Origin of the sequence: Kribbella sp. NPDC004875, from assembly GCF_042873375.1 — a bacterium.
GTDB lineage: Bacteria > Actinomycetota > Actinomycetes > Propionibacteriales > Kribbellaceae > Kribbella.
The window spans coordinates 476,659-497,390 of record NZ_JBIALI010000002.1 but is presented as its reverse complement, the minus strand read 5'-3'; the positions used below and the strand labels follow the sequence as shown (position 1 = coordinate 497,390).

The window sequence follows — 20,732 nt, the reverse complement described above, 5'->3', positions numbered from 1 at the left end:
CCTGTGTCCAAGGTGCTTACTTCTTTGCCGGTCGGTGAGCGGGTCGGGATTGCCTTCTCGGGTGGTCTCGACACGTCGGTTGCGGTTGCGTGGATGCGGGACAAGGGTGCGATCCCGTGCACGTACACCGCCGATCTGGGTCAGGCCGACGAGCCTGACATCGAGTCGGTCCCGGGCCGCGCCACGGCGTACGGCGCCGAGATCACCCGCCTGGTCGACTGCCGTACGGCGATGGTCGAGGAAGGTCTCGCGGCGCTGGCCTGCGGCGCCTTCCACATCCGGTCCGGCGGCCGGACGTACTTCAACACCACCCCGATCGGACGGGCGGTGACCGGCACGCTGCTGGTCCGGGCGATGCTCGACGACGACGTCCAGATCTGGGGCGACGGGTCGACGTTCAAGGGCAACGACATCGAGCGGTTCTACCGCTACGGCCTGCTCGCGAATCCGCAGCTGCGGATCTACAAGCCGTGGCTGGACGCGCAGTTCGTGCACGAGCTGGGCGGCCGGAAGGAGATGTCCGAGTGGCTGGTCGCCCACGGCCTGCCGTACCGGGACAGCACCGAGAAGGCGTACTCCACCGACGCGAACATCTGGGGCGCGACGCACGAGGCGAAGACCCTCGAGCACCTCGACACCGGACTCGAGACGGTCGACCCGATCATGGGTGTGAAGCACTGGGACCCGGCGGTCGAGATCGCCCCCGAGGACGTCACGATCGGGTTCGAGCAGGGCCGGCCGGTGACCATCAACGGCAAGGAGTTCGGTACCGCGGTCGACCTGGTGCTGGAGGCGAACGCGATCGGCGGCCGGCACGGGCTGGGGATGTCGGACCAGATCGAGAACCGGGTCATCGAGGCGAAGTCCCGGGGAATCTACGAGGCTCCTGGGATGGCGCTGCTGCACGCGGCGTACGAGCGGCTGGTGAACGCGATCCACAACGAGGACACGCTCGCGAGCTACCACACCGAGGGCCGCAAGCTCGGCCGGCTGATGTACGAAGGTCGTTGGCTGGACCCACAGTCGCTGATGATCCGGGAGTCCCTGCAGCGCTGGGTCGGTACGGCGGTCACCGGCGAGGTCACGCTACGGCTGCGGCGCGGCGAGGACTACTCGATCCTCGACACCACCGGCCCGGCGCTCAGCTACCACCCGGACAAGCTGTCGATGGAGCGGATCGAGGACTCGGCGTTCGGCCCGGTCGACCGGATCGGCCAGCTGACCATGCGGAACCTGGACATCGCCGACTCGCGCGCGAAGCTCGAGCAGTACGCCGGCCTCGGGATGTTCGGCTCCTCGAACCCGGCGCTGGCGTCGTCCACCGACCTGATCGGCGAGCTCCCGACCGGTGGCGCCGAGGCGATCGCCTCCCGCGGCGAGGCCACCGAGGAGGACGAACTCCTCGACCGCGCCGCCATGGAAGCCGGCACCGACTAACTCAACGCTGCTTGCCCGCTCAAGCGATGGCTTGCCCCCTTGAATTCCGAGGGGGCAAACCTCCAACTCGAGGGATGACCCCCGAGTTGGAGGGTTCGCGCTGTCAGGCGTCGTAGTCGAGGGTGACCGTGGGCGTGGTGGGGTGGGACTGGCAGGTGAGGACGTAGCCTGCGCGGATCTCGTCGGGCTCGAGGGCCCAGTTGGTGTCCATCCGGACGCTGCCGTCCAGGACCTTCGCCCGGCAGGTGCCGCAGACACCGCCCTTGCAGGCGAACGGCGCGTCCGAGCGAACCGCGAGGGTCGCGTCGAGGACCGCCTTGGCGTGCTCCGGCAGCGCGAACGTGGAGCGGCGGCCGTCGAGGATGATCGTCACCTGGGCGGCGTCCTCGTCCGTCGCGGACTCCTCGACGGGTGCTGTCGGTGCGTCGTCGCCGACGTGGAAGAGCTCGGCGTGCACGTGCTCGCGGGCAACACCCTCGCCCAGCAGTAGCTCCTGGGCGCCGACGACCATCGCGTACGGCCCGCAGAGGAACCACTCGTCGACCGAGTTCAGCGGGAGGATCGTCGCGAACATCCGCTGCAAACGGTCCCCGTCGATGCGGCCGCTGAACAACTCCACCTCGGTCGTCTCCCGCGACAACACGTGCACCAGGTGGAAGCGTTCGGCGTACCGGTCCTTCAGATCGGCGAGCTCGTCGGCGAACATCACCGAACCAGCGGTGCGGTTGCCGTACAGCAGCGTGACGCGGCTCGCCGGCTCGACCGACAGGACCGTCGCGACCAGTGACAGCACCGGCGTGATCCCACTTCCGGCGGCGACGAACGCGTAGTGCTTCGCGTTGCCCGGCTCCAGCGTGGTGCCGAACCGGCCGAGCGGCGTCATCACCTCGAGCTCGTCACCGACCCGCAGGTCCTTCGCCGCGTACGACGAGAAGTCGCCGCCCGGGATCCGCTTCACCCCGATCCGCAGTACCCCTGATCCCTCCGGCGAGCAGATCGAGTAGCTCCGGCGCACCTCTTCCCCGGTACGCCGGATCGTCAGGTGCTGCCCCGCGGAGAACTCGTACTCCCCCGCGAGCTCCGGCGGTACGGCGAACGTGATCGCGACCGAGTCGTCGGTGATCGCGTCGATCGCCGCCACCTTCAAGGAATGGAACGTCGCACGCCGCCGGGGCGCCCTTGTGGTCGTCATCTAGATCGCCTTGAAGTGGTCGAAGGGTTCACGGCACGCGTTGCACCGCCAGAGCGACTTGCACGAGGTGGAGCCGAAGCGGCTGAGCTCGCTCGTGTCGAGCGATCCACACAGCGGACACCGCACGCTGAGACTCACCATCACCGGGCCGGTCCCGGTCGGCGGCGCGATCCCGTACTCCGTGAGCTTGGCCTTCCCCGCCGCGCTCATCCACTCGGTCGTCCACGCCGGCGACAGCACCGTCTCGACGCGACCGTCGACGCCCAGCTGATTCAGCGTCAGCTCGACCTCGTGGCGAATCAGATCCATCGCCGGGCACCCCGAATAGGTGGGCGTGATCGTCACCACCACCTCGTCGCCTTCGTGCCGCACCCCACGCAGCACTCCGAGGTCAGCGATCGTCAGCACCGGGACCTCGGGGTCCGTGACCTCGCCGACCGCCTCGAAGACCGCCGCGTCGGTCACCATGTCGCACCGGGATGGGATCGCGCCACATGCTGCATCTCGGCAAGCAGGTAGCCCATGTGCTCGGTATGCCGCCCCTCGCGGCCACCACTGTGTTGGTACGACGAAGTAGGCCGCTCACACGTCGATTCGTCCACAACCGCCAGGACACGCTCCAGCCAGACCTCCTGCAGCGCGGACGGATCGACAGCAACCGGCAACCGCCGCACGAGCTCGTCGGACTCGAACATTTCCCCCGTGTACGGCCAGAGCGCGTCCAACCCGGCCTGCATCCGCCGGTGGCTCTCGTCCGTCCCGTCGCCGAGCCGCAGCACCCACTGCGTCGCATGGTCGACGTGGTACGCGACCTCCTTCACCGCCTTCCCCGCCACCCCGGCCAGCGTCTCGTCACCGCGGGCTCGCAACTCGTCGTACAACAACTGCTGGTACGTCGCGAAGTACAGCAACCGTGCCATCGCGAAGCCGAAGTCGCCGTTCGGCAGCTCGCAGATCTGCAGGTTCAGGAACTCGCGCTCGTCCCGGAAGTAGGCGAGGTCGTCCTCGGTGCGGCCGTCGAGCGAGCCGGCGTACTGCAGCAGCGACCGGGCCTGTCCGAGCTGGTCGAGCCCGATGTTGCCGAGCGCAACGTCTTCCTCGAGCTGCGGCGCGGACGCGATCCACTCGGCCGTCCGCTGCGCCGCGATCAGCGCGTCGTCGGCGAGCCGGAGCGTGTACGCGAACAGGTCGTTCACAGGTGCTCGACGCCTTCCGGGACCTCGTAGAACGTCGGGTGCCGGTACACCTTGTCGGCCGCCGGGTCGAAGAACTCGTCCTTCTCGTCCGGCGAGGACGCGGTGATGTCGGCCGCGCGCACGACCCAGATCGACACGCCTTCCTGACGCCGGGTGTAGACATCCCGCGCGTTCCGCAGCGCCATCGTCGCGTCGGGGGCGTGCAGGCTGCCGACATGCGTGTGCGACAGTCCGCGCCGCGACCGCACGAACACCTCCCACAACGGTTCGACGCTCATGCGGCACCCGCCTTCACCGATCGCTTGGCCGCATAGGCAGCCGCGGCCTCGCGGACCCACGCGCCGTCCTCGTGCGCCTTCACCCGCTTGGCGAGCCGCTGCTCGTTGCACGGACCGTTGCCCTTGACAACGTCGTACAGCTCCGCGTAGTCCGGCTCGGTGAAGCGGTAGTGCCCGGTCGAGTCGTCGTACGACAGCCCGTCGTCCGGCACCCGGATCCCGAGTACGTCGGCCTGCGGGACGGTCATGTCGACGAAACGCTGCCGCAGTTCGTCGTTGCTGTGCCGCTTGATGCCCCACGCCATCGACTGCTCGGAATGCGTCGACGCGGAGTCCGGCGGGCCGAACATCATCAGCGACGGCCACCACCAGCGGTTCAGCGCGTCCTGCGCCATCGCCTTCTGCCCCTCCGTGCCGTTGCACAGCGTGTGCAGGATCTCGAAGCCCTGCCGCTGGTGGAACGACTCCTCCTTGCAGACCCGGACCATCGCCCGCGCGTACGGCCCGTAGGAGCAGCGGCACAGCGGCACCTGGTTGACGATCGCGGCGCCGTCGACCAGCCAGCCGATCGCGCCGATGTCGGCCCAGGTGAGGGTCGGGTAGTTGAAGATGCTGGAGTACTTCTGCTTCCCGCTGTGCAGCAGGTCGAGCAGGTCCGCGCGATCCACGCCGAGCGTCTCCGCGGCGGCGTACAGGTAGAGACCGTGGCCGGCCTCGTCCTGCACCTTGGCCATCAGGATCGCCTTGCGGCGCAGCGACGGCGCGCGACTGATCCAGTTGCCCTCGGGCTGCATGCCGATGATCTCGGAGTGCGCGTGCTGCGCGATCTGCCGGATCAGGGTCTTGCGGTACCCGTCCGGCATCGCATCCCGCGGCTCGATCCGGCCGTCGGCGTCGATCGTCGCCTGGAAGCTGTCCATGCCTTCAGCATATGTGACACTTTTTCTCAGAATCAACAGGAACTGTCACAAAGGTGGAGCTGGACCTACCTCGGGAAGTGGGGGTGACGCACTGGGGCGCCCGGCCGGACCCGGCGAGGATTCTGTTATCCGTTCAAGGGCTTAACAGTTTCCCGGAGGACCCCGTGACCACCACCCTTACCGCCGCCCCGGCCGTCGATCACCGCGGTCCGGTCACCGGACGCGAGCGCGCGCTGGCGCCGGACCTGATCCGCGGCGCGATGCTGCTGCTGATCGGCCTGGCGAACAGCGCCAACTTCGCGTTCGCCGGCCAGCCCGGCCTGGAGAGCGCACCGCACGGCTTCGAACGCATCCTGAACTTCCTCAAACTCACCCTCGTCGACGCCCGGGCGTACCCGGTGTTCGCGGTGATGTTCGGCTACGGCCTGGTCCAGCTGGCCCGGCGGCAGCAATCGGCGGGCGCCACGCCCGGCGCCGTACGGCGGATCCTGGTGAAGCGCAACGCCTGGCTGGTCGTCTTCGGCCTGATCCACGCGACCCTGCTGTACTTCGGCGACTTCCTCGGCGCGTACGGCGTCGTCGGCATCCTCTGCACCGTGTTCCTGCTCAATCGCAGCGACAAGTTCCACCGGATCGTGTTCGTGATCTGGGGCCTGATGGCGGTCGAGGCCCTCGCCTTCGGCGCCAAGGCCGTGCTCGCGGTCGTGAACAGCTCCGGTCCCGCGCAGCCGTTGACCAACTCCCCGAACCCGTCGCTGGGCGCGACGTCCTACGTCGCGAGCCTGGTCGACCGGCTGCAGGAGTACCCGATGCACGCGGCGAGCGTCTTGGGCGTCAGCGTCATCGTCTGGCTGGGCATCTGGGCCGCACGCAAGCAGATCCTGGAGAACCCGGGCGCACACAAGACCCTGCTGACCTGGACCGCAGCCGTCGGCCTCGGGCTGACCATCGTCGGTGGTCTCCCGCTCGCGCTGGTCGGCGCCGGCTGGCTGCACGTCGACAAGACCGCGGTCGATGCCATGGGCACCCTCTCCCACGTCAGCGGGATGTTCGGCGGTCCCGGGTACGTCGCCCTGTTCGGGCTGCTGGTCACCCGGGTCAAGAAGCTGTCGCTGCCGGTCCGCGCGATCTCCGCGCTCGGTCAGCGGTCGCTGTCCGGGTACCTGTTCCAGTCGGTCGCCTGGACGCTGCTGCTCACCCCGTTCATGCTGAACCTGCGGCTCAGCAGCACGGCGTACACCGCGGCGCTGGTGGCGATCGGGGTCTGGATCATCTCGGTCCTCGGCGCCTACGCGATGAGCCGCCGTTCCTACCGCGGCCCCGCCGAAACCCTGCTCCGCCGACTCGTCTACTGACCGCCTACCCGCACTGCGAGGGTGCAGGAAAGCAAACGGAGCGGGTTTGGGAGGATGGCGGGCATGAGCGACTTCGGCGTACCGGAACCCGCCAACCTCTCCGACTTGTCCGCCCCGGCAGGCGAGTCCCCGGTGGCCGAGACGAGTGTGCGACTCGCACTCCCGGCGGAGGCGAACGACATCGGCGAGATCCAGGTCGCGGCCTGGCGGACGTCGTATGCCGGACTGCTTCCCGCCGACGTCCTCGCCGACCTCAACCCGGCGCAGTTCGCGGCCCAGTGGCGGGCCGCGCTGCTCGCGCCGGGTGAGGCACGCAACCGGGTGATGGTCGCGCTGGCCGGCCGGACGCTGGTCGGCTTCGCGGCCATCACGCCGTCGGACGACCCGGACGCCGACCCGCAGCACGACGCGTTGATCGCCGAGCTCGCGGTCAGTCCCGAGGCGACCCGCGCCGGCCACGGGTCCCGGCTGCTGAACGCGGTCGTCGACACGATCCGCGCCGACGGTTTCGGCCGCGTGACGGTCTGGGTCAACTCCACCGACGACGTACTGCGGGCCTTCTACACCGAGTCCGGCTGGGCCCCCGACGGCGCGCACCGCGAACTCGACCTGTACGGCGACGCGTCGGTCCGCATCAAGCAGATCCGCCTGCACACCGACCCGGGCACCGAGTAGGCCCGGAGTAGGTACCGAGTAGGCACGCCTTAGCAGGCTGGTGATCGGCGACGAGCCGGGGGTGGTGCTCGACCGCGCCTGGGCGACATGACAGATTGTCACGGTCCGATCACGCAAGGCCATCCGCTGGAGTCTGCATGAAGTACCTCACCCTGGCCGTCGGCCTAGGGCTTTCCGCAGTCGCCGTCCTCGTCGTTCCCGGCTCGGGAGCGACCGCGTCGATGAACGCGGCGACCGTCGTCGACGCACCGCACCGGGTCGCGAACAAGTACCTCGACCAGAAGCCGCGCTGGATCCCGTGCGGTGACACCGAGCTCCGCACGTACTGCGCGAAGATCACCGTCCCGCGCGACTGGGCCAATCAGTACACCGGGAACGACCTGCAGATCGCGGTCAGCAAGGTCGCGCCCGCCACGGGCACCAAGCCCAGCCGGGTCGTGTTCGGCAACCCGGGCGGCCCAGGCGGCGCCGGCCTCGGAATGGCGCCGTACCTGGCCAGCCAGGCGCCGCTCGCCAAGGACCACCTCGCCGTCGGCTTCGACCCGCGCGGCACCGGAGGCAGCTCGAACGTCAGCTGCGACGGCAGCCCCGGCTACACGATGGATGCCCGCGACCGCGACCCCGCGAACCGCGCCCTGATCTCCGAGGCCTCCGAAATGGCTCAGCAGTACTGCGACCGGCAGTCGCGCGGCCTGCTCCCGTACATCACCACGGCGCAGACCGTGCAGGACATGGACCTGATCCGCCGGCTCCTCGGCTTCGAGACGATCGACTACGTCGGGTACTCCGGTGGCACCTGGCTCGGCGCGTACTACCAGACCTACTTCCCCGACCACGTCGGCCGCTTCGTCCTGGACTCGAACACGGACTTCACCAGCACCTGGCTGGACACCTTCGCCGGCCAGCCGCAGGCGTTCGAGCGCCGGTTCCGCGAGGATTTCGCGACCTGGGCGGCGAAGTACGACGACCAGCTGCACCTCGGATCGTCACCCGGCGAGGTCGTCCGTGCCTACGAACGGTTACGACGGTCGCTGAAGGAGCGGCCCGCGACCGAGGAGTTCATGGACGCCGGCGTCCAGGTCACCTATGACCAGAACACCTTGGACCAGATGGTCACCGAGGATATGTACTCGAAGCTCGACTTCCATTCCCTGGCGGTCGACCTGGCATTTCTCCGGGACCTTTCCGCGGCCCAGGAACACGGCGGTCCGCAGGCCGCGCAGCGCCGCGTCGACGCCCTCTCGACGGCCCGCCAGCGGCAGCTCGTGCAGCGCGCGAACCGCGCCCCGGTCGGCCTGCGGACGGTCGGCGCGGACGACGCCGAGGACGCCACCTTCACCGCGATCACCTGCAACGACACAGCCTGGCCGCAGGGCCGCGAGTACGGCGAGCAGCTGGCCGCCCGTCTCGGCCCGCACTTCCCGCTGGTCGGCTGGACGATGACCGAGAACCCCTGCTTCTACTGGGACCGGCCGAACCTCACCATGCCGACACCCACCGGGAAAGGCTTGCCCACAACGCTGATGGTGCAATCCGTCCACGACCCGGCCACCAACTACGGCCTCGCCACCGCGGCCCACAGCCGGTACGCCGGGTCGCGTCTGCTCACGGTCACGAACGAGGGCGACCACGGTGTCTACGGCGGCGTGAACGCGTGCGCGGACCGGATCGTCAACACGTTCCTCACCACCGGCGTCGCGCCGGCCGAGGACGCCAGCTGCCGCGGCACCGGAATCCCGGCGCCGGACCGCGAACAGCCCGGACTCGACGACCTGACCGGATACTCGCACGGTGCTCCTTTACGAAAGATCGCCGGATTCACAAAAGCTATTTCCGGATATCTGCCCTGACGGGAAATCCGGCCGGCCGAGCGTTTGAATCCGGCCGCTTCTTTCCCTACGCACCGGAAGAATCCGGTCACCGTGGGCGAATCCGGCCCGGCGCTTTCGTTGTCAGGACAAATTTGTCAGGGCGATGTCAGGGTTCCGTCCCTGTGCGACGCTGTGTGATCACGGCAACCTTGAGTCAGCGCGGAGGAACCGGTCGTCGACTGGGAGGGCTCGATGACGGTGCCGTCGCCGACGTGGCTTCGGCCGGCTGTGGGGTGGGGGGACTGCCTGGGGGGTCAGACAGAGGACACAGCCGGCCGGGTCACGCATCACGAACCGCGCCTTCAGATCCCTCGCGGGGCATCGTCGATCCCCCAGGTCGTGGTGCTCCGCGAGGCATGCGCACGGTGCGCCGGGTTTGCTAGAGGGGATCGCGGGTCCAGCCCGCGGCGGGTCTCGGACCCGGTGGCGGGTAGCCGTCGGCGACCGCCGCCAACGGCGCGGCCCGGCCGGCCGACCAGGCGACCCGGAAGTCCCGCCGTTCGAGTGACGCTTCGACCGCGGCTCGGGTGGCTTCACAGTCGGCCTTCTCGATCGCCGGCACCGGCGCCTGGATCACCTCGCGCACGCCGTCCGCGGCCCCGAGCAGGAACGCGGCGTACTCGCTGCGGCCCCGGTGCTGCGCGACCGCGGCCAGCTCCTCGAGCACACTGGCCGACCGCCACCGGTCTCCCAGGTCGCGATGCTCGGCGAGGCTCTCGTCGAGCAGATGTACGGCGCGTTCGGTCAGACCGCGGCGGCGTTCGATGATGCCGAGCTGATTCAGCGACCAGGCGACGCCCTCGCGGTAGCCGAGCCGTTGCGACAGCGCGAGCGCCTCCTGCAACAGGTCCTCGGCCTCGATGAGTTCACCGCCGTACTGCGCTATGGCGCCGAGGCTGATCAGCGACCAGGCGAGTCCTTCGCCGTCACCGACCACCCGGAAGCTGTCGCGGGCGCGCCGGCAACGCCGGGCGCCGACCTCGAGATCGCCGCGCAGCCAGGCGACGAATCCGAGATGGTTGTGCGCGGATGCCATCCCGGCGCGGTCGCCGAGGCTCTCGTACAGGTCGTAGCTCTCGCAGTGCAGGTCCTCCGCGGCCTCGTAGTCGGCGCGTTCGCGGGCCACGCCGCCGAGGCGTTGCAGGACCTGCGCCGTGCCGACCTTGTCGCCGAGGTCCTTGAACTGCTGCAACGCGGTCTGCAACCGCTCGGTCGCCACGTCGTACTCGCACTGGAGGAAGGCCAGCGTGCCTGCGCCCAGGTTCGCCTTGGCGCAGGCATCGGACAGGTCGGCCATCACCTCGGGCGGCATCTCGTCCCCGAGCGCCAAGGCACGCTCCAGCCACCGGCTTCCTTCGGCGTAATGCCCGCGCAGGTAGCAGAACTGCCACAGCCCGCTGGCCAGGCGCAGGGCCTGGGCGACCGAATTGGTCCGCAGCGCCCACGCCATCGCGGCCCGGAGGTTGTCGAGTTCGCGCTCCAGCAGTTCGAGCCACTCCCCCTGCCGCGGGCCACGCAGGTGTTCCTCGGACTCCTCCGCCAGCCGGAGGTAGAACTGCGCGTGCCGGCCGGCTGCCTCCTCGGCATGACCGGCGGTCCGCAACCGGTCGCCGGCGAACTCGCGGATCACGGCGAGCATGTAGTAGCGCGCGACGCCGCCGCGCCGGATCACCCGGATCAGCGACTTGTCCGCCAGCCGTCCGATCAGGTCCACCGCCGCGGCCCGCTCCTCAGGCCCTGGGTCGGTCCGCCCGGACATCACCGTGGCGGCCGCGTTGAGCGTCCACCCGCCGACGAAGACCGACAGCTGCGCGAACACGTCCCGCTCGGCGGGAGTGAGCAGCGCGTGGCTCCATTCGATCGCGCCGTACATCGAGGCCTGGCGCGGCGTCGCGGTGCGCGAGCCGCCGGCCAGGATGCTGAACGAGGTCTCGAGCTCCGTGGCGAGTTCCTCGATCGTCATCACGTTGGTCCGGGCCGCGGCGAGCTCGATCGCGAGCGGCATGCCCTCCAGGCGGCGTACCACGCGGGCGACCTGGTCCAGCTCGCCGGTCGGGTCGTAGCCGCGCGCACTGGCCCGCTCGACGAACAGCCGGACCGCGTCGGACGACTCCACCTCGTCGTCGTGCGGCAGTCCGAGCGCGGGTACGACGTACACGCTCTCCCCCGGCAGTCGCAGGAGCTCGCGGCTGGAGGCGAGGATCGAGAGGTTCGGGCAGTATTCGAGCAACGCGGCGCAGACCTGTCCGACCGTCGCGACCACGTGCGAGCAGTTGTCGAACACCAGCAGGATCGTGCCGCGACCGATCCGCTCGGCGATCTCCTCGACCAGCCGGGTGCTCTCCAGCGGGTGCAGTCCGATCGATGCCGCGAGCGCCGGGACGACGGCCGCCGCGTCGGTGAGGTTCGCGAGCGGCACCCAGCAGATGCCGTCCGGGAACGCGTCCGCGACCTCTGCGGCGACCGCCATCGTGAGGCGCGTCTTCCCGACGCCGCCAGGGCCGGTCACCGTGAGCAAACGCGTGATTCGCTGCCCGAGCACGCGGCTCGCGGCGGTCAGTTCGGTCGTCCGCCCGATCAGTTCGTTCGTCGGCGCCGGTGGCTGCCGCATCGGTGGACGACCGGGGTCGGTCTCCTGCCGGGCAGCCGCGGTGAGCACGGACAGGTCAGCCTCGCGCAGGCGCAGGGCGTCCGCGAGCAAGCGCAGCGTGTGCGCTCGCGGCGCCCGCCGGCGTCCGCGCTCCAAGGCCGCGATCGCGTCGACGCTCAGGCCGGCGAGTTCCGCCAGCGCCTCCTGCGACAGCCCGGCCTCTCGCCGGTGCCGACGCAGCAAGCCACCGAACCCGGCCACCTGCACGTCGTCCGAGCCGCGGCGAGACCCGTCTGTCGGCACAGGACGGCCCCACCCAGTCTCCGACCTTTACGTGGCGGTTGCCACGTACCTTCGGTCCGAAGGTATCCCGTCCGGCGGCGGCTTGTCAGTCATCTCGGGCGGTTCACAGCGAACTCCCAGGGAACTCACGGCGGGTCCAGACAGGTCGCGGGGGGTCAGGACGCCGCGTCGTGCTGCCCGATCGCCTTCCGCATCGTCTCGCGGGCCCGCCTGCGGTCCCCCGCGGCGTCGTACGCCGTCGACAGCCGGAACCACACCCGCCAGTCGTCAGGCGCTGCCTCGGCCTCGGCCCGGTACCTCCCGAAGGCTTCGTCCGCAGCGGCCCGGTCAACCCGTCCGGACGGCCGGCGCGGCAGATCGTCGACCGGCAGCCCACCGGCCGCCTCCAGTTCGCGCGCCAGTACTTCGGTCTGCCGGCCGAACTGGATCTCGCGCCAGACCAGGTACGCACCGATCAGCGGGATGACCAGAACGGCGAGCCCGAGCACGACCGAGACCGGCGTACCGACCTTGATCAGCAGGACGCCGCGCCAGCCGATCAACCCGGCGTACGCGACGAACACCGCCGCCAGGACGAACGCGGTCCGCTTGGCCGTCATCGCTGCATCATCTCGCGCCTCGCCCGGCCCCGCGGGTCAGGCCAAGTCCATGAAGTTCTCGAGGCCGACGGTCAGGCCGGGGGCGCTGCCGATGCTGCGGACGCCGAGCAGGACGCCGGCCATGAACGAGACCCGGGCCATCGAGTCGTGCCGGATCGTCAGCGTCTCGCCCTCGTCCCCGAACAGCACCTCCTGGTGCGCGATCAGGCCGCGCAACCGGACCCCGTGCACCCGGATCCCGTCGACGTCGGCGCCGCGGGCCCCGTCGAGCGCGGTGGTGGTCGCGTCCGGGATCGGCCCGGCGCCGGCCTCCCGGCGCGCGGCCGCGACCAGCTCCGCCGTACGACGGGCCGTGCCGGACGGAGCGTCCACCTTGTCCGGGTGGTGCAGCTCGACGATCTCGACGGACTCGTAGTACCGGGCGGCCTTCGCGGCGAACTGCATCATCAGCACGGCACCGATCGAGAAGTTCGGCGCGATCAGGACACCGGTCCCCGGGTTCGCGGCGAGCTGCGACTGCAGGGTCGCCAGGCGCTCGTCGTCGAATCCGGTGGTGCCGACGACGGCGTGAATGCCGTGCTCGATGCACCACGCGAGGTTGTCCATCACGACCTCAGGCCGGGTGAAGTCGACCACGACCTCGGCGCCGGCCTTCGTCAGCTGCTCGAGATCGTCCCCCTGGTCGAGCCGGGCGACCAGCTCACAGTCGGCGGCCTCTTCGACCGCGAGGCACGTCTGTGCGCCCATCCTGCCTCTGGCCCCCAGGACACCGACCTTGATCATGCGCACCCTTCCCGATCCGAACCCGTCCGAACGAGGAACAGGATCTCATCCGGCGGCCGGGACGGTCCGCTCGGCCTTCGGAATCCACACCTGCAGACCGATCGTCTGCCGCGCCGCGGCGAGCTGTTCGTAGTCCGCGTGGAAGTCCAGCCCGCAGGTGTGCAGCGCATTGATCTCCAGGTCCGAGATCGCCCGGTTCAGGATGATCAACGGCGGGCGCCCACCGTCCCACGGGCGGCCGTCGCGGCAGACCTCCTCGATCCCGGCGGCGGTCCGTTCCCGTTCCCGCGGCGCGACCCAGGCCTCGCCGACCGGGCGGCCGCCGAGGATCAGCACCAGGCCGGCCATCTTGTCGAAGGCCAGTATCGGTCGCCCGCCCGGCTCCGTGTAGGGGCGCAGGTCGGAGGCGAGCCGGCTGAAGTTCTGCTCGGCCTGCGGCGAGAGGCGCAGGCCGCGCAACGCGGGCAGCGTCGCCGGCGCGGTCAACTGCGAGTGCCCGACCGAACGGTACGGGTAGTGGAACAGACCTGTGTACGCGATCGTCGCCGTCACCACCAGCGAGCCCATCAGTACCAGCCCGAGCGTGGCCCGGGCCGCGATCGGCGTGGCCCAGATCCCGGTCAGTACCGCGATCATGACCGCGGCCCAGGCGGCGAAGCCGTTGAAGCCGATCGTGTAGAGCGGTGTGTTGGTCCCGAACGCCTGCACGAACGGCAGCAGCACGAGCAGCGCGAGGATGACCCAGGTTCGCAGGTTCTCCCGGCTCAGACGCGAGCAGTCCGTCACGCCGAAACGACCCGCGAGCACCGCGCCGGCGGCGGCCACAACAGCAACCAGTACGGCGGCCAGCAGTGTCTCGGCGTACATCGGGGTGTGTTGCGACCCGCCGAGTGCGCCGTCGTGGACGAGCACCCGGCGTACCGAGAGGGCGAGCGCGACCACGGCGAGGACGGCTGCCACGATGCGGAGCCAGCGCCAGCGGGCGATGACGGCCAGCGCGGTCGCGAGCAGGAGAAGGCCGTGCGCGGACAGTGTCCGGCCGAACAGCTTGACGGTGCTCGTCCAGTAGAGCTGCAGCAGTTCCGCCGGCGAGTACGACGTACCCGCGATGAACCTGTTGACGGTCAGGATCCCGGGCACCGCGACGTTCAGCCGGACCACGAACAGTTGCACGACGAGCGCCGCCAGCCCGAGTCCACCGAGCGCGAAAAGGATGCCGCGGGCAACGGCACGCCGGCCCTCCCCGGCCAGTACGACGACCGCGGTGACCACGATCAGCCCGATCACCACGACCGAGGTCCATTTCGCCAGCACCATCACGCCGATCACCAGACCGGCCAGGACTAACACCCAGATCGGCACCGGGCGACCACGATCGACCGCTGTCGCCATCCAGAGCACGCAGGACACCAGGGTCAGCGCGCCGAGCAGCACAACGTCGTTGTAGCCAGGCGATTGCGGCAGCCAGCTGTAACACATCCCGCCCGCGGCGAGGATGACCGCCATCCCGGCCGGCTCCCACGCTCTGGTCGGCGGCATCCCCGGGCGCCGGCCGCGCAGCCACCGCATGAAGCTGTAGCCGAAGCCGAGATGGACGATCACCACGGTCGCCAGCCGGAAGATCCGGAGCGCGACGATGTTGTAGCCGAACCACTCGAATACCGGTCCGTACAGGTACTGCACGCCGGTCAGCGCCAGCGGATTGCTGTCCCACCACCGGTACGAGAGCAGGTAGTACCCCTCGTCGGTGATGTCGAATCCTTCGCGGGCGGCCCGGGCCGCGGTGACGATCCACCACACGGCCAGGCCGCCGGCGATCGCGATCACCCCGACGAGCAGCACGAAACGTCTGCCCGCCGGCGAAACCGTACTCACGGCCGCAACCCTAGGCCATCACTCGACAGCTATCCCGCGCGCTGCTCTTTCACACCGGTCGAGTAAGCGTTCTGCGCATCTTCCGCGAAGTGGCACGCAACGGTCTGACCGGACCCGATCTCCCGGAGTTCCGGAACGTCGGTACCGCACTTCGCCTCGGCCCGCAGGCACCGGGTGTGGAACCGGCAACCGGACGGCGGCGACACCGGCGACGGTGGGTCACCGGCCAGCACGATCCGCTCCCGGCCCTGCCGGGCCAGACCGGGCTCGGCGGACAGCAGCGCCTGCGTGTACGGATGCGCGGGGACGTCGTACACCTGCTGGTGCTCGCCCAGTTCGGCGACCTTGCCGAGGTACATCACCGCGACCCGGTCGGACACGTGCCGGACGACGGACAGGTCGTGGGCGACGAAGATGATGCTCAGACCGAGCTCACGCTGCAGCCGCATCAGCAGGTTCACCACCTGGGCCTGCACCGACAGGTCCAGCGCCGACACCGGCTCGTCACACAGCAGTACGTCGGGATTCAGCGCGATCGCCCGCGCGATGCCGATCCGCTGCCGCTGACCACCGGAGAACTGGTGCGGGAACTTGGTCTCGTCCTCGGGCCGCAGACCGACCAGTTCGAGCAGCTCGCGGACCCGCGAGCGGATGTCGATCCCCTTCGCGACGTCCGGGTGCACCTGGAACGGCTCGGCGACGATCTCGCCGACCCGCATCCGCGGGTTCAGGCTCGAGTACGGGTCCTGGAACACCACCTGGACGTTCCGCCGCCAGCGCCGCAGCTCGCGGCCGCGCAGCTTGCTGACGTCCACGCCGCCGTACTCGATCTGGCCCGACGTCGGCTTCTCCAGCGCCGCGAGCAGCCGGACCAGCGTCGACTTCCCGCAGCCGGACTCGCCGACGATGCCGAGCGACTCGCCCTTGTTCAGGGTCAGGTCGACGCCGTCGACCGCGCGGACCAGGGTCTTGGCGCCGAAGTTCAGCGCCGGGCTGATGTCGTAGTGCTTCACGACATCCGTTGCCACCAGCAACTCTTCCGGCATCAGACCGCCTCCTTCTCGAGCGTCGTACGCCGGATGCACGCGGCATCGCGGCCCGGGCCGACGGTCAGCAACGGCGGCACCTCGGTGGCGCAGTCGTCGATCGCGATCGGGCACCGGGTCCGGAACGCGCAGCCGGACGGGATCGCCCGCAGCGACGGCGGCGTTCCCGGAATGGTCGGCAGCTCCCGGCCCTTCAGGTCGGCCGACGGCATCGAGCCGAGCAGGCCTTCGGTGTACGGATGCACGGGATGCTCCAGCGCCTCCGACGTCGCGGCCCGCTCGACCACGTGGCCGGCGTACATCACCACGACGTTGTCGGCGACGTCCGAGACCACGCCGAGGTCGTGGGTGATCAGCACGACGCCCATCTCCCGCTCGGCCTGCAGCTCCGCGATCAGCTCCAGGATCTGCGCCTGCACCGTCACGTCGAGAGCCGTCGTCGGCTCGTCGGCGATCAGTACGTCGGGATCGAGCGCGAGCGCCATCGCGAGCATCACGCGCTGCCGCATACCGCCGGAGAACTCGTGCGGAAAGTCCCGCACTCGCTTCGCGGCGGCCGGGATCCGCACCTGGTCGAGCATCTCCGCGGCACGCTTCATCGCGTCCTGCTTGGACAACCCGCGGTGCACCCGGTAGCACTCGGCGATCTGGGTCCCGACCGACTGCACCGGGTTCAGCGCCGACAGCGAGTCCTGGAACACCATCGTGATCCGGTCGCCGACGATCTTGCGCCGTTCCTTCACCGTCATCGAGATCAGGTCGGCGCCGCGGTACTTCGCCGTACCGGACACGATCCGGCCGGGCGGCATCTCAAGGATCCCGGTCAGCGCCTGGGTCGAGACACTCTTGCCCGACCCCGACTCTCCCAGGATCGCCAGCGTCTCCCCGGCCCGGACCTGCCAGGACACCCCGTCCACGGCCCGCACGGCACCCCGCGGAGTGTCGAACTCGACCGACAGGTTGTCGACCTTGAGCAGTACTTCGCCTGTCTTCTTCATCGCATCAGCTTCGGGTCGAGGGCGTCCCGGATGGAGTCGCCGATGATCATGAACGAGATCGTCATCGTGGAGATGAACAACGCCGGCCAGATGAACAGGTGCGGAGTGTCGCGGTACGACGCCGCGACGCCGAACTGCGAGCCCCAGGAGATCGACGGCGGCTGCAGACCGACCCCGAGGAACGTCAGCGCGGCCTCGAGCCCGACCATGCCGCCGATGCCGAGCGTGGTCATCGCCAGCAGCGGCGCCATCGCGTTCGGGAACACGTGCTTGCGCAGGATCCGGACCGGCGGCACCCCGATCGAGCGGGCCGCCAGCACGTACTCGCGGTTGCGGACCGAGAACACCGTGGCCCGCATCAGCCGCATCCCACCCGGCCAGCCGATCAGCAGGATGACGCCGACGATGATCCAGATGCTCCGGTTCTGCACCGAGTTCAGGATCACGATCAGCACTACGATGCCCGGGATCGAGAACAGCACGTCCGCGGTCCGCGAGATCAGCCCGTCCACGAAGCCGGGGAAGTACCCGGCCAGCAGGCCCAGCGAGCCGGCCAGCAGGAACACCCCGAAACTCGCGCAGATGCTGACCAGCACCGACGGCCGGGCACCGTAGATCACGTTGGCGAAGTAGTCGCAGCCCTGGATGTCGAAGCCGAACGGATGCCCGGGACCGCGGCCCTGCCGGCTCTTGGCCAGCTCGCAGAACCGCGGATCGACGGACGTGAAGAGCTTCGGCACCGCCGCCATCGTGAAGAACAGCAGCAGGAGCAGACTGCACAGCACGAACTGCGGCTTGCGCAGCAGCGCCCGCAGCAGCTCGCGGTTGGACAGCGTGCGGCCGTCGCCGAGTTCCTGGGCCTCGGCGCCGACGGCTGCGGAGATCTGTTGGACGTCAGACATTGCGCACCCTCGGATCCACGACGCCGTACAGGACGTCGACCAGCAGGTTGATCACGATGAACGAGATGAAGGCCAGCGTCGACAGCAGTACGACGACGCCGCCCTCCTTCAGCTTGATCGCCTGGAACATGAACTGGCCGAGCCCGGGCAGGTTGAAGATGGATTCGGTGATGATCGCGCCGCCGAACATGCCGGCCAGGTCGAGCCCGATGAACGTGATCACCGGGAGCAGCGCGTTCGGCAGGATGTGCCGCCACAGCACCCGCTGCTCCCCCAGTCCCTTGGCCCGCGCGGTCTTCACGAAGTCCGCGTTCACCGTCTCCACGATCGACGTCCGCAGCAGCCGGGCGAGGCCCGCGAAGCCGAGGACGCCGATCACCAGCGACGGCAACAGGTACGACCGCGGGAACCCTTCGAGCACACCCGACACCGGGAACCACTTCAGCTGCACGCCGAACAGGAACTGTGCCGCGAAGTACGCGACCAGGCCCGGCACCGCCAGCAGCACCAGTGTTGCCAGCAGCAACGACCTGTCGATCAGGCCGTTGCGCTTGAAGCCGGCGTAGATGCCGAAGAACAGCCCGAGCGTCCACTGGAAGGCGTTCGCCAGCAGCGTCAGTTTGAGCGTGACCGGGATCCGGAGCCGGAGCTGGTCGGCGATGTCGGCGCCGGCGAACGTCGTCCCGAAGTGCCCGGTCAGGATGTCCTTCATGCTCAGCAGGTACTGGACGATGAAGGGATCGTCGAGGTGGAACTGGGCGCGCTTGGCGGCCAGTACCGCGGCCGGAATCGGTTTGTCACCGGCCAGTTCCCGCAGGGGGTCTCCGGGCATCGCGAAAACGAGCGCGTAGACCCCCAGCGTGACGACCAGTCCGATCGGAATCGCCGCAAGCACACGGCGCAGTACGAAGCGGATCACTTGAAAGTGGCCCAGAGTGCCGAGACGCCGACGTACTTCGAGACGCGCGGCTCGATCTTGGCCGAGTGCAGGTACGCGTTCGACTTGGTGTACAGCGGGATCAGCGGCATGTCCTCGAGCGCGATGTCCTCGGCCTGCTGGTAGAGCTTGATCGCCTTCTCCGGGTCCGGTTCGGCGTCACCCTTGGCCAGCACGGCGTCCAGCGCCGGGTTGGCGTAGCCGGCGAAGTTCGCGTCACCGTTGGACTTGAACATCGGCGTCAGGTAGTCCTCGATCGACGGGTAGTCGTGACCCCAGCCGGAGAACCGCAGCCCGTCCAGCTTGCGGCTGTCGGCGAGCTCGGTGATCTCCGAACCCTGCTTGCCGGTGTACTTCACCTGCAGGCCGAGGTTCTGCCGGAGCATGTTGCCGATCGCCTCGGCGAAGATCTGACCGGTCGCCGACGTGGTGTTGTAGTTGATGTTCAGGACACCGGAGAAACCGCCGGCCGCCGCCAGATCCGCCTTCGCCTTGGAGGCGTCGAAGTCGCAGTACTTGCAGGCGTTGTCGCGGTAGCCCTGCATGTCCGGCGCGACCAGGCCCTTGGCCGGCTCGGACAGACCGACCAGGTCGGCGAACGCCTTGCGGTCGATGGCCTCCGAGATCGCGTGCCGGATCTTCGGGTTCTTGAACCGGGCGTCCCAGGCCGGGATCACCAGGTAGTTCGCGCCCGAGCTGACGCTGGTCACCCACTGGTCCGGCGCGTCGGTCTTGAAGCTCTTCACCTTGGTCGACGGCACGTCGACGAAGTCGATGTTGCCGGCCAGGAACTCGTTGTACGCCGTGTCCGCGTTCGGGATGAACCGGTACGTGATCGCGTCGGCCTGCGGCGCGGGGCCGGCCTTGTAGCCGTCCCACTTGGCCAGCTTGATGTCGTCACCGGCGTTCCAGTCGGCGGCCAGCTTGTACGGGCCGTTGCCGATCGGCTTGCGCTTGTAGGCGTCCGGGTTCTTCCGCACCTCTTCCGGCAGCGGAGCCAGGCCGAGGTACTGCAGGGTCAGGCCGAACTGCGAGAACGGCACCTTGAGCTTCACCGTGAAGGTCAGGTCGTCGACCTGCTTCAGGCCGCTCAGCGTCTTCACCGCGGTCGGCTTCGGGGTGGCGCCGTCCGGAGTCGGCGGGTTCAGCGCGTCGTACCCGTCGACCTTGGAGAAGAAGCCGTTGTTCTTCCAGCCGTTCGAGCCCTCGGCGGTCATGTTCCAGCTGTCGACGTAGTCCTTGGCCGTGATCGCCTGGCCGTTCTGGAACGTGTTGCCGGCCTTCAGCTTGATCGTCCAGGTCTGGCTGGTCTTGTCCGGCGTGACCGAGTCGGCCATCACGTTCTGCAGCTTGCCGGTCTCCGGATCGGTCGTGACCAGCGGGGCGAACATCGCCATCGCGATCTGGATCCCCGGGCTGCCGTTCTCGTTCAGCGGGTTGATGTACTCCAGCGGGTCGGCGGCGATCGCGATGGTCTCGCTCTTGCTACCGGAGCCGCTACCGCTACTGCTCTTGTTGTCACCACAGGAGGACAGCAGCAGCGCGAGACCGACTGCCACCCCCACAACCCCAGTCAGACGTCGCACGGTCAAACCAACTTCCTCGGCAGGAGGGCCGCTAGGCGGGCGAATCAAGCGTCATGGTGGCTGGTCGAAACTGCGCATGTCAACGTTGTCAGGCACAAAGCGGCGGCGCGTAACGCGAGCGTTACTTTGCCAAGACCTCAGACGACCGGGCCCCACATTCGGACCGAACCCTCACTTAATCAGATCAAT

Annotated in this window: 18 protein-coding genes; 4 read left to right on the top strand and 14 right to left on the bottom strand. The window is 69.0% G+C overall.

Annotation, left to right across the window (positions count from 1 at the left end; all coding sequences use genetic code 11):
- Nucleotides 1–3 precede the first annotated feature (3 nt).
- On the top strand, nucleotides 4–1,437 hold the full coding sequence (gene argG, locus ACFYRH_RS13435; protein ID WP_387773080.1) for an argininosuccinate synthase: 1,434 nt from the start codon (nucleotides 4–6) through the stop codon (nucleotides 1,435–1,437).
- Between the two features lie 103 nt (nucleotides 1,438–1,540).
- Here the strand turns inward: argG and paaE are convergent, their stop codons facing one another.
- Genes paaE through paaA form a run of 5 tightly spaced genes read right to left on the bottom strand, consistent with a single transcriptional unit; the run spans nucleotide 1,541 to nucleotide 5,023 of the window.
- Complete coding sequence (gene paaE, locus ACFYRH_RS13430; protein WP_387773077.1) at nucleotides 1,541–2,629, bottom strand: 1,2-phenylacetyl-CoA epoxidase subunit PaaE; 1,089 nt, start codon at nucleotides 2,627–2,629, stop codon at nucleotides 1,541–1,543.
- Complete coding sequence (gene paaD / locus ACFYRH_RS13425; protein ID WP_387773074.1) at nucleotides 2,630–3,097, bottom strand: 1,2-phenylacetyl-CoA epoxidase subunit PaaD; 468 nt, start codon at nucleotides 3,095–3,097, stop codon at nucleotides 2,630–2,632.
- Nucleotides 3,091–3,825, bottom strand: a complete 735-nt coding sequence (gene paaC, locus ACFYRH_RS13420) for a 1,2-phenylacetyl-CoA epoxidase subunit PaaC (protein WP_387773071.1) — start codon at nucleotides 3,823–3,825, stop codon at nucleotides 3,091–3,093. Before paaC ends, paaD begins: the two co-directional genes overlap by 7 nt.
- Entirely contained in the window at nucleotides 3,822–4,103 is a 282-nt protein-coding gene (paaB, locus tag ACFYRH_RS13415; RefSeq protein WP_387773068.1) for a 1,2-phenylacetyl-CoA epoxidase subunit PaaB, read from the bottom strand. The genes paaC and paaB overlap by 4 nt, the downstream gene beginning before the upstream one ends.
- A complete protein-coding gene (gene paaA / locus ACFYRH_RS13410) occupies nucleotides 4,100–5,023 on the bottom strand; it encodes a 1,2-phenylacetyl-CoA epoxidase subunit PaaA (RefSeq protein ID WP_387773065.1) in 924 nt (307 codons plus the stop codon). The genes paaB and paaA overlap by 4 nt, the downstream gene beginning before the upstream one ends.
- Before the next feature lie 164 nt (nucleotides 5,024–5,187).
- Between paaA and ACFYRH_RS13405 the strand changes: the two genes are divergently transcribed.
- From ACFYRH_RS13405 to ACFYRH_RS13395, 3 genes are all read left to right on the top strand, one after another.
- Nucleotides 5,188–6,378: a DUF418 domain-containing protein gene (locus ACFYRH_RS13405; RefSeq protein ID WP_387773062.1), complete on the top strand. Its 1,191-nt coding sequence runs from the start codon at nucleotides 5,188–5,190 to the stop codon at nucleotides 6,376–6,378.
- A 63-nt stretch (nucleotides 6,379–6,441) separates the two neighbouring features.
- Nucleotides 6,442–7,053: a GNAT family N-acetyltransferase gene (locus ACFYRH_RS13400; RefSeq protein WP_387773059.1), complete on the top strand. Its 612-nt coding sequence runs from the start codon at nucleotides 6,442–6,444 to the stop codon at nucleotides 7,051–7,053.
- Between the two features lie 137 nt (nucleotides 7,054–7,190).
- Nucleotides 7,191–8,903: an alpha/beta hydrolase gene (locus ACFYRH_RS13395; protein WP_387773056.1), complete on the top strand. Its 1,713-nt coding sequence runs from the start codon at nucleotides 7,191–7,193 to the stop codon at nucleotides 8,901–8,903.
- Between the two features lie 400 nt (nucleotides 8,904–9,303).
- On the opposite strand, the gene ACFYRH_RS13390 is transcribed toward ACFYRH_RS13395, so the two are convergent.
- The 9 genes from ACFYRH_RS13390 to ACFYRH_RS13350 form a co-directional block, all read right to left on the bottom strand.
- Nucleotides 9,304–11,817, bottom strand: a complete 2,514-nt coding sequence (locus tag ACFYRH_RS13390; RefSeq protein ID WP_387773053.1) for an ATP-binding protein — start codon at nucleotides 11,815–11,817, stop codon at nucleotides 9,304–9,306.
- A 155-nt stretch (nucleotides 11,818–11,972) separates the two neighbouring features.
- The gene (locus tag ACFYRH_RS13385) at nucleotides 11,973–12,416 is read right to left on the bottom strand and encodes a hypothetical protein (RefSeq protein WP_387773050.1); all 444 of its coding nucleotides are present in this window, start codon (nucleotides 12,414–12,416) and stop codon (nucleotides 11,973–11,975) included.
- 36 nt (nucleotides 12,417–12,452) lie between these two features.
- Nucleotides 12,453–13,199, bottom strand: a complete 747-nt coding sequence (gene dapB, locus ACFYRH_RS13380) for a 4-hydroxy-tetrahydrodipicolinate reductase (RefSeq protein WP_387773047.1) — start codon at nucleotides 13,197–13,199, stop codon at nucleotides 12,453–12,455.
- Between the two features lie 45 nt (nucleotides 13,200–13,244).
- Entirely contained in the window at nucleotides 13,245–15,074 is a 1,830-nt protein-coding gene (locus ACFYRH_RS13375; protein ID WP_387773044.1) for a hypothetical protein, read from the bottom strand.
- A gap of 29 nt (nucleotides 15,075–15,103) precedes the next feature.
- Complete coding sequence (locus ACFYRH_RS13370; protein ID WP_387773041.1) at nucleotides 15,104–16,120, bottom strand: ABC transporter ATP-binding protein; 1,017 nt, start codon at nucleotides 16,118–16,120, stop codon at nucleotides 15,104–15,106.
- Nucleotides 16,120–17,118, bottom strand: a complete 999-nt coding sequence (locus ACFYRH_RS13365) for an ABC transporter ATP-binding protein (RefSeq protein ID WP_387773038.1) — start codon at nucleotides 17,116–17,118, stop codon at nucleotides 16,120–16,122. Before ACFYRH_RS13365 ends, ACFYRH_RS13370 begins: the two co-directional genes overlap by 1 nt.
- Nucleotides 17,115–18,020 (bottom strand): ABC transporter permease, encoded by a 906-nt coding sequence (locus tag ACFYRH_RS13360; RefSeq protein WP_387773035.1) that lies wholly within the window; start codon nucleotides 18,018–18,020, stop codon nucleotides 17,115–17,117. The genes ACFYRH_RS13365 and ACFYRH_RS13360 overlap by 4 nt, the downstream gene beginning before the upstream one ends.
- Nucleotides 18,013–18,939: an ABC transporter permease gene (locus ACFYRH_RS13355; protein ID WP_387773032.1), complete on the bottom strand. Its 927-nt coding sequence runs from the start codon at nucleotides 18,937–18,939 to the stop codon at nucleotides 18,013–18,015. The genes ACFYRH_RS13360 and ACFYRH_RS13355 overlap by 8 nt, the downstream gene beginning before the upstream one ends.
- Nucleotides 18,936–20,516: an ABC transporter substrate-binding protein gene (locus tag ACFYRH_RS13350; RefSeq protein WP_387773029.1), complete on the bottom strand. Its 1,581-nt coding sequence runs from the start codon at nucleotides 20,514–20,516 to the stop codon at nucleotides 18,936–18,938. The genes ACFYRH_RS13355 and ACFYRH_RS13350 overlap by 4 nt, the downstream gene beginning before the upstream one ends.
- Nucleotides 20,517–20,732: the final 216 nt, after the last annotated feature.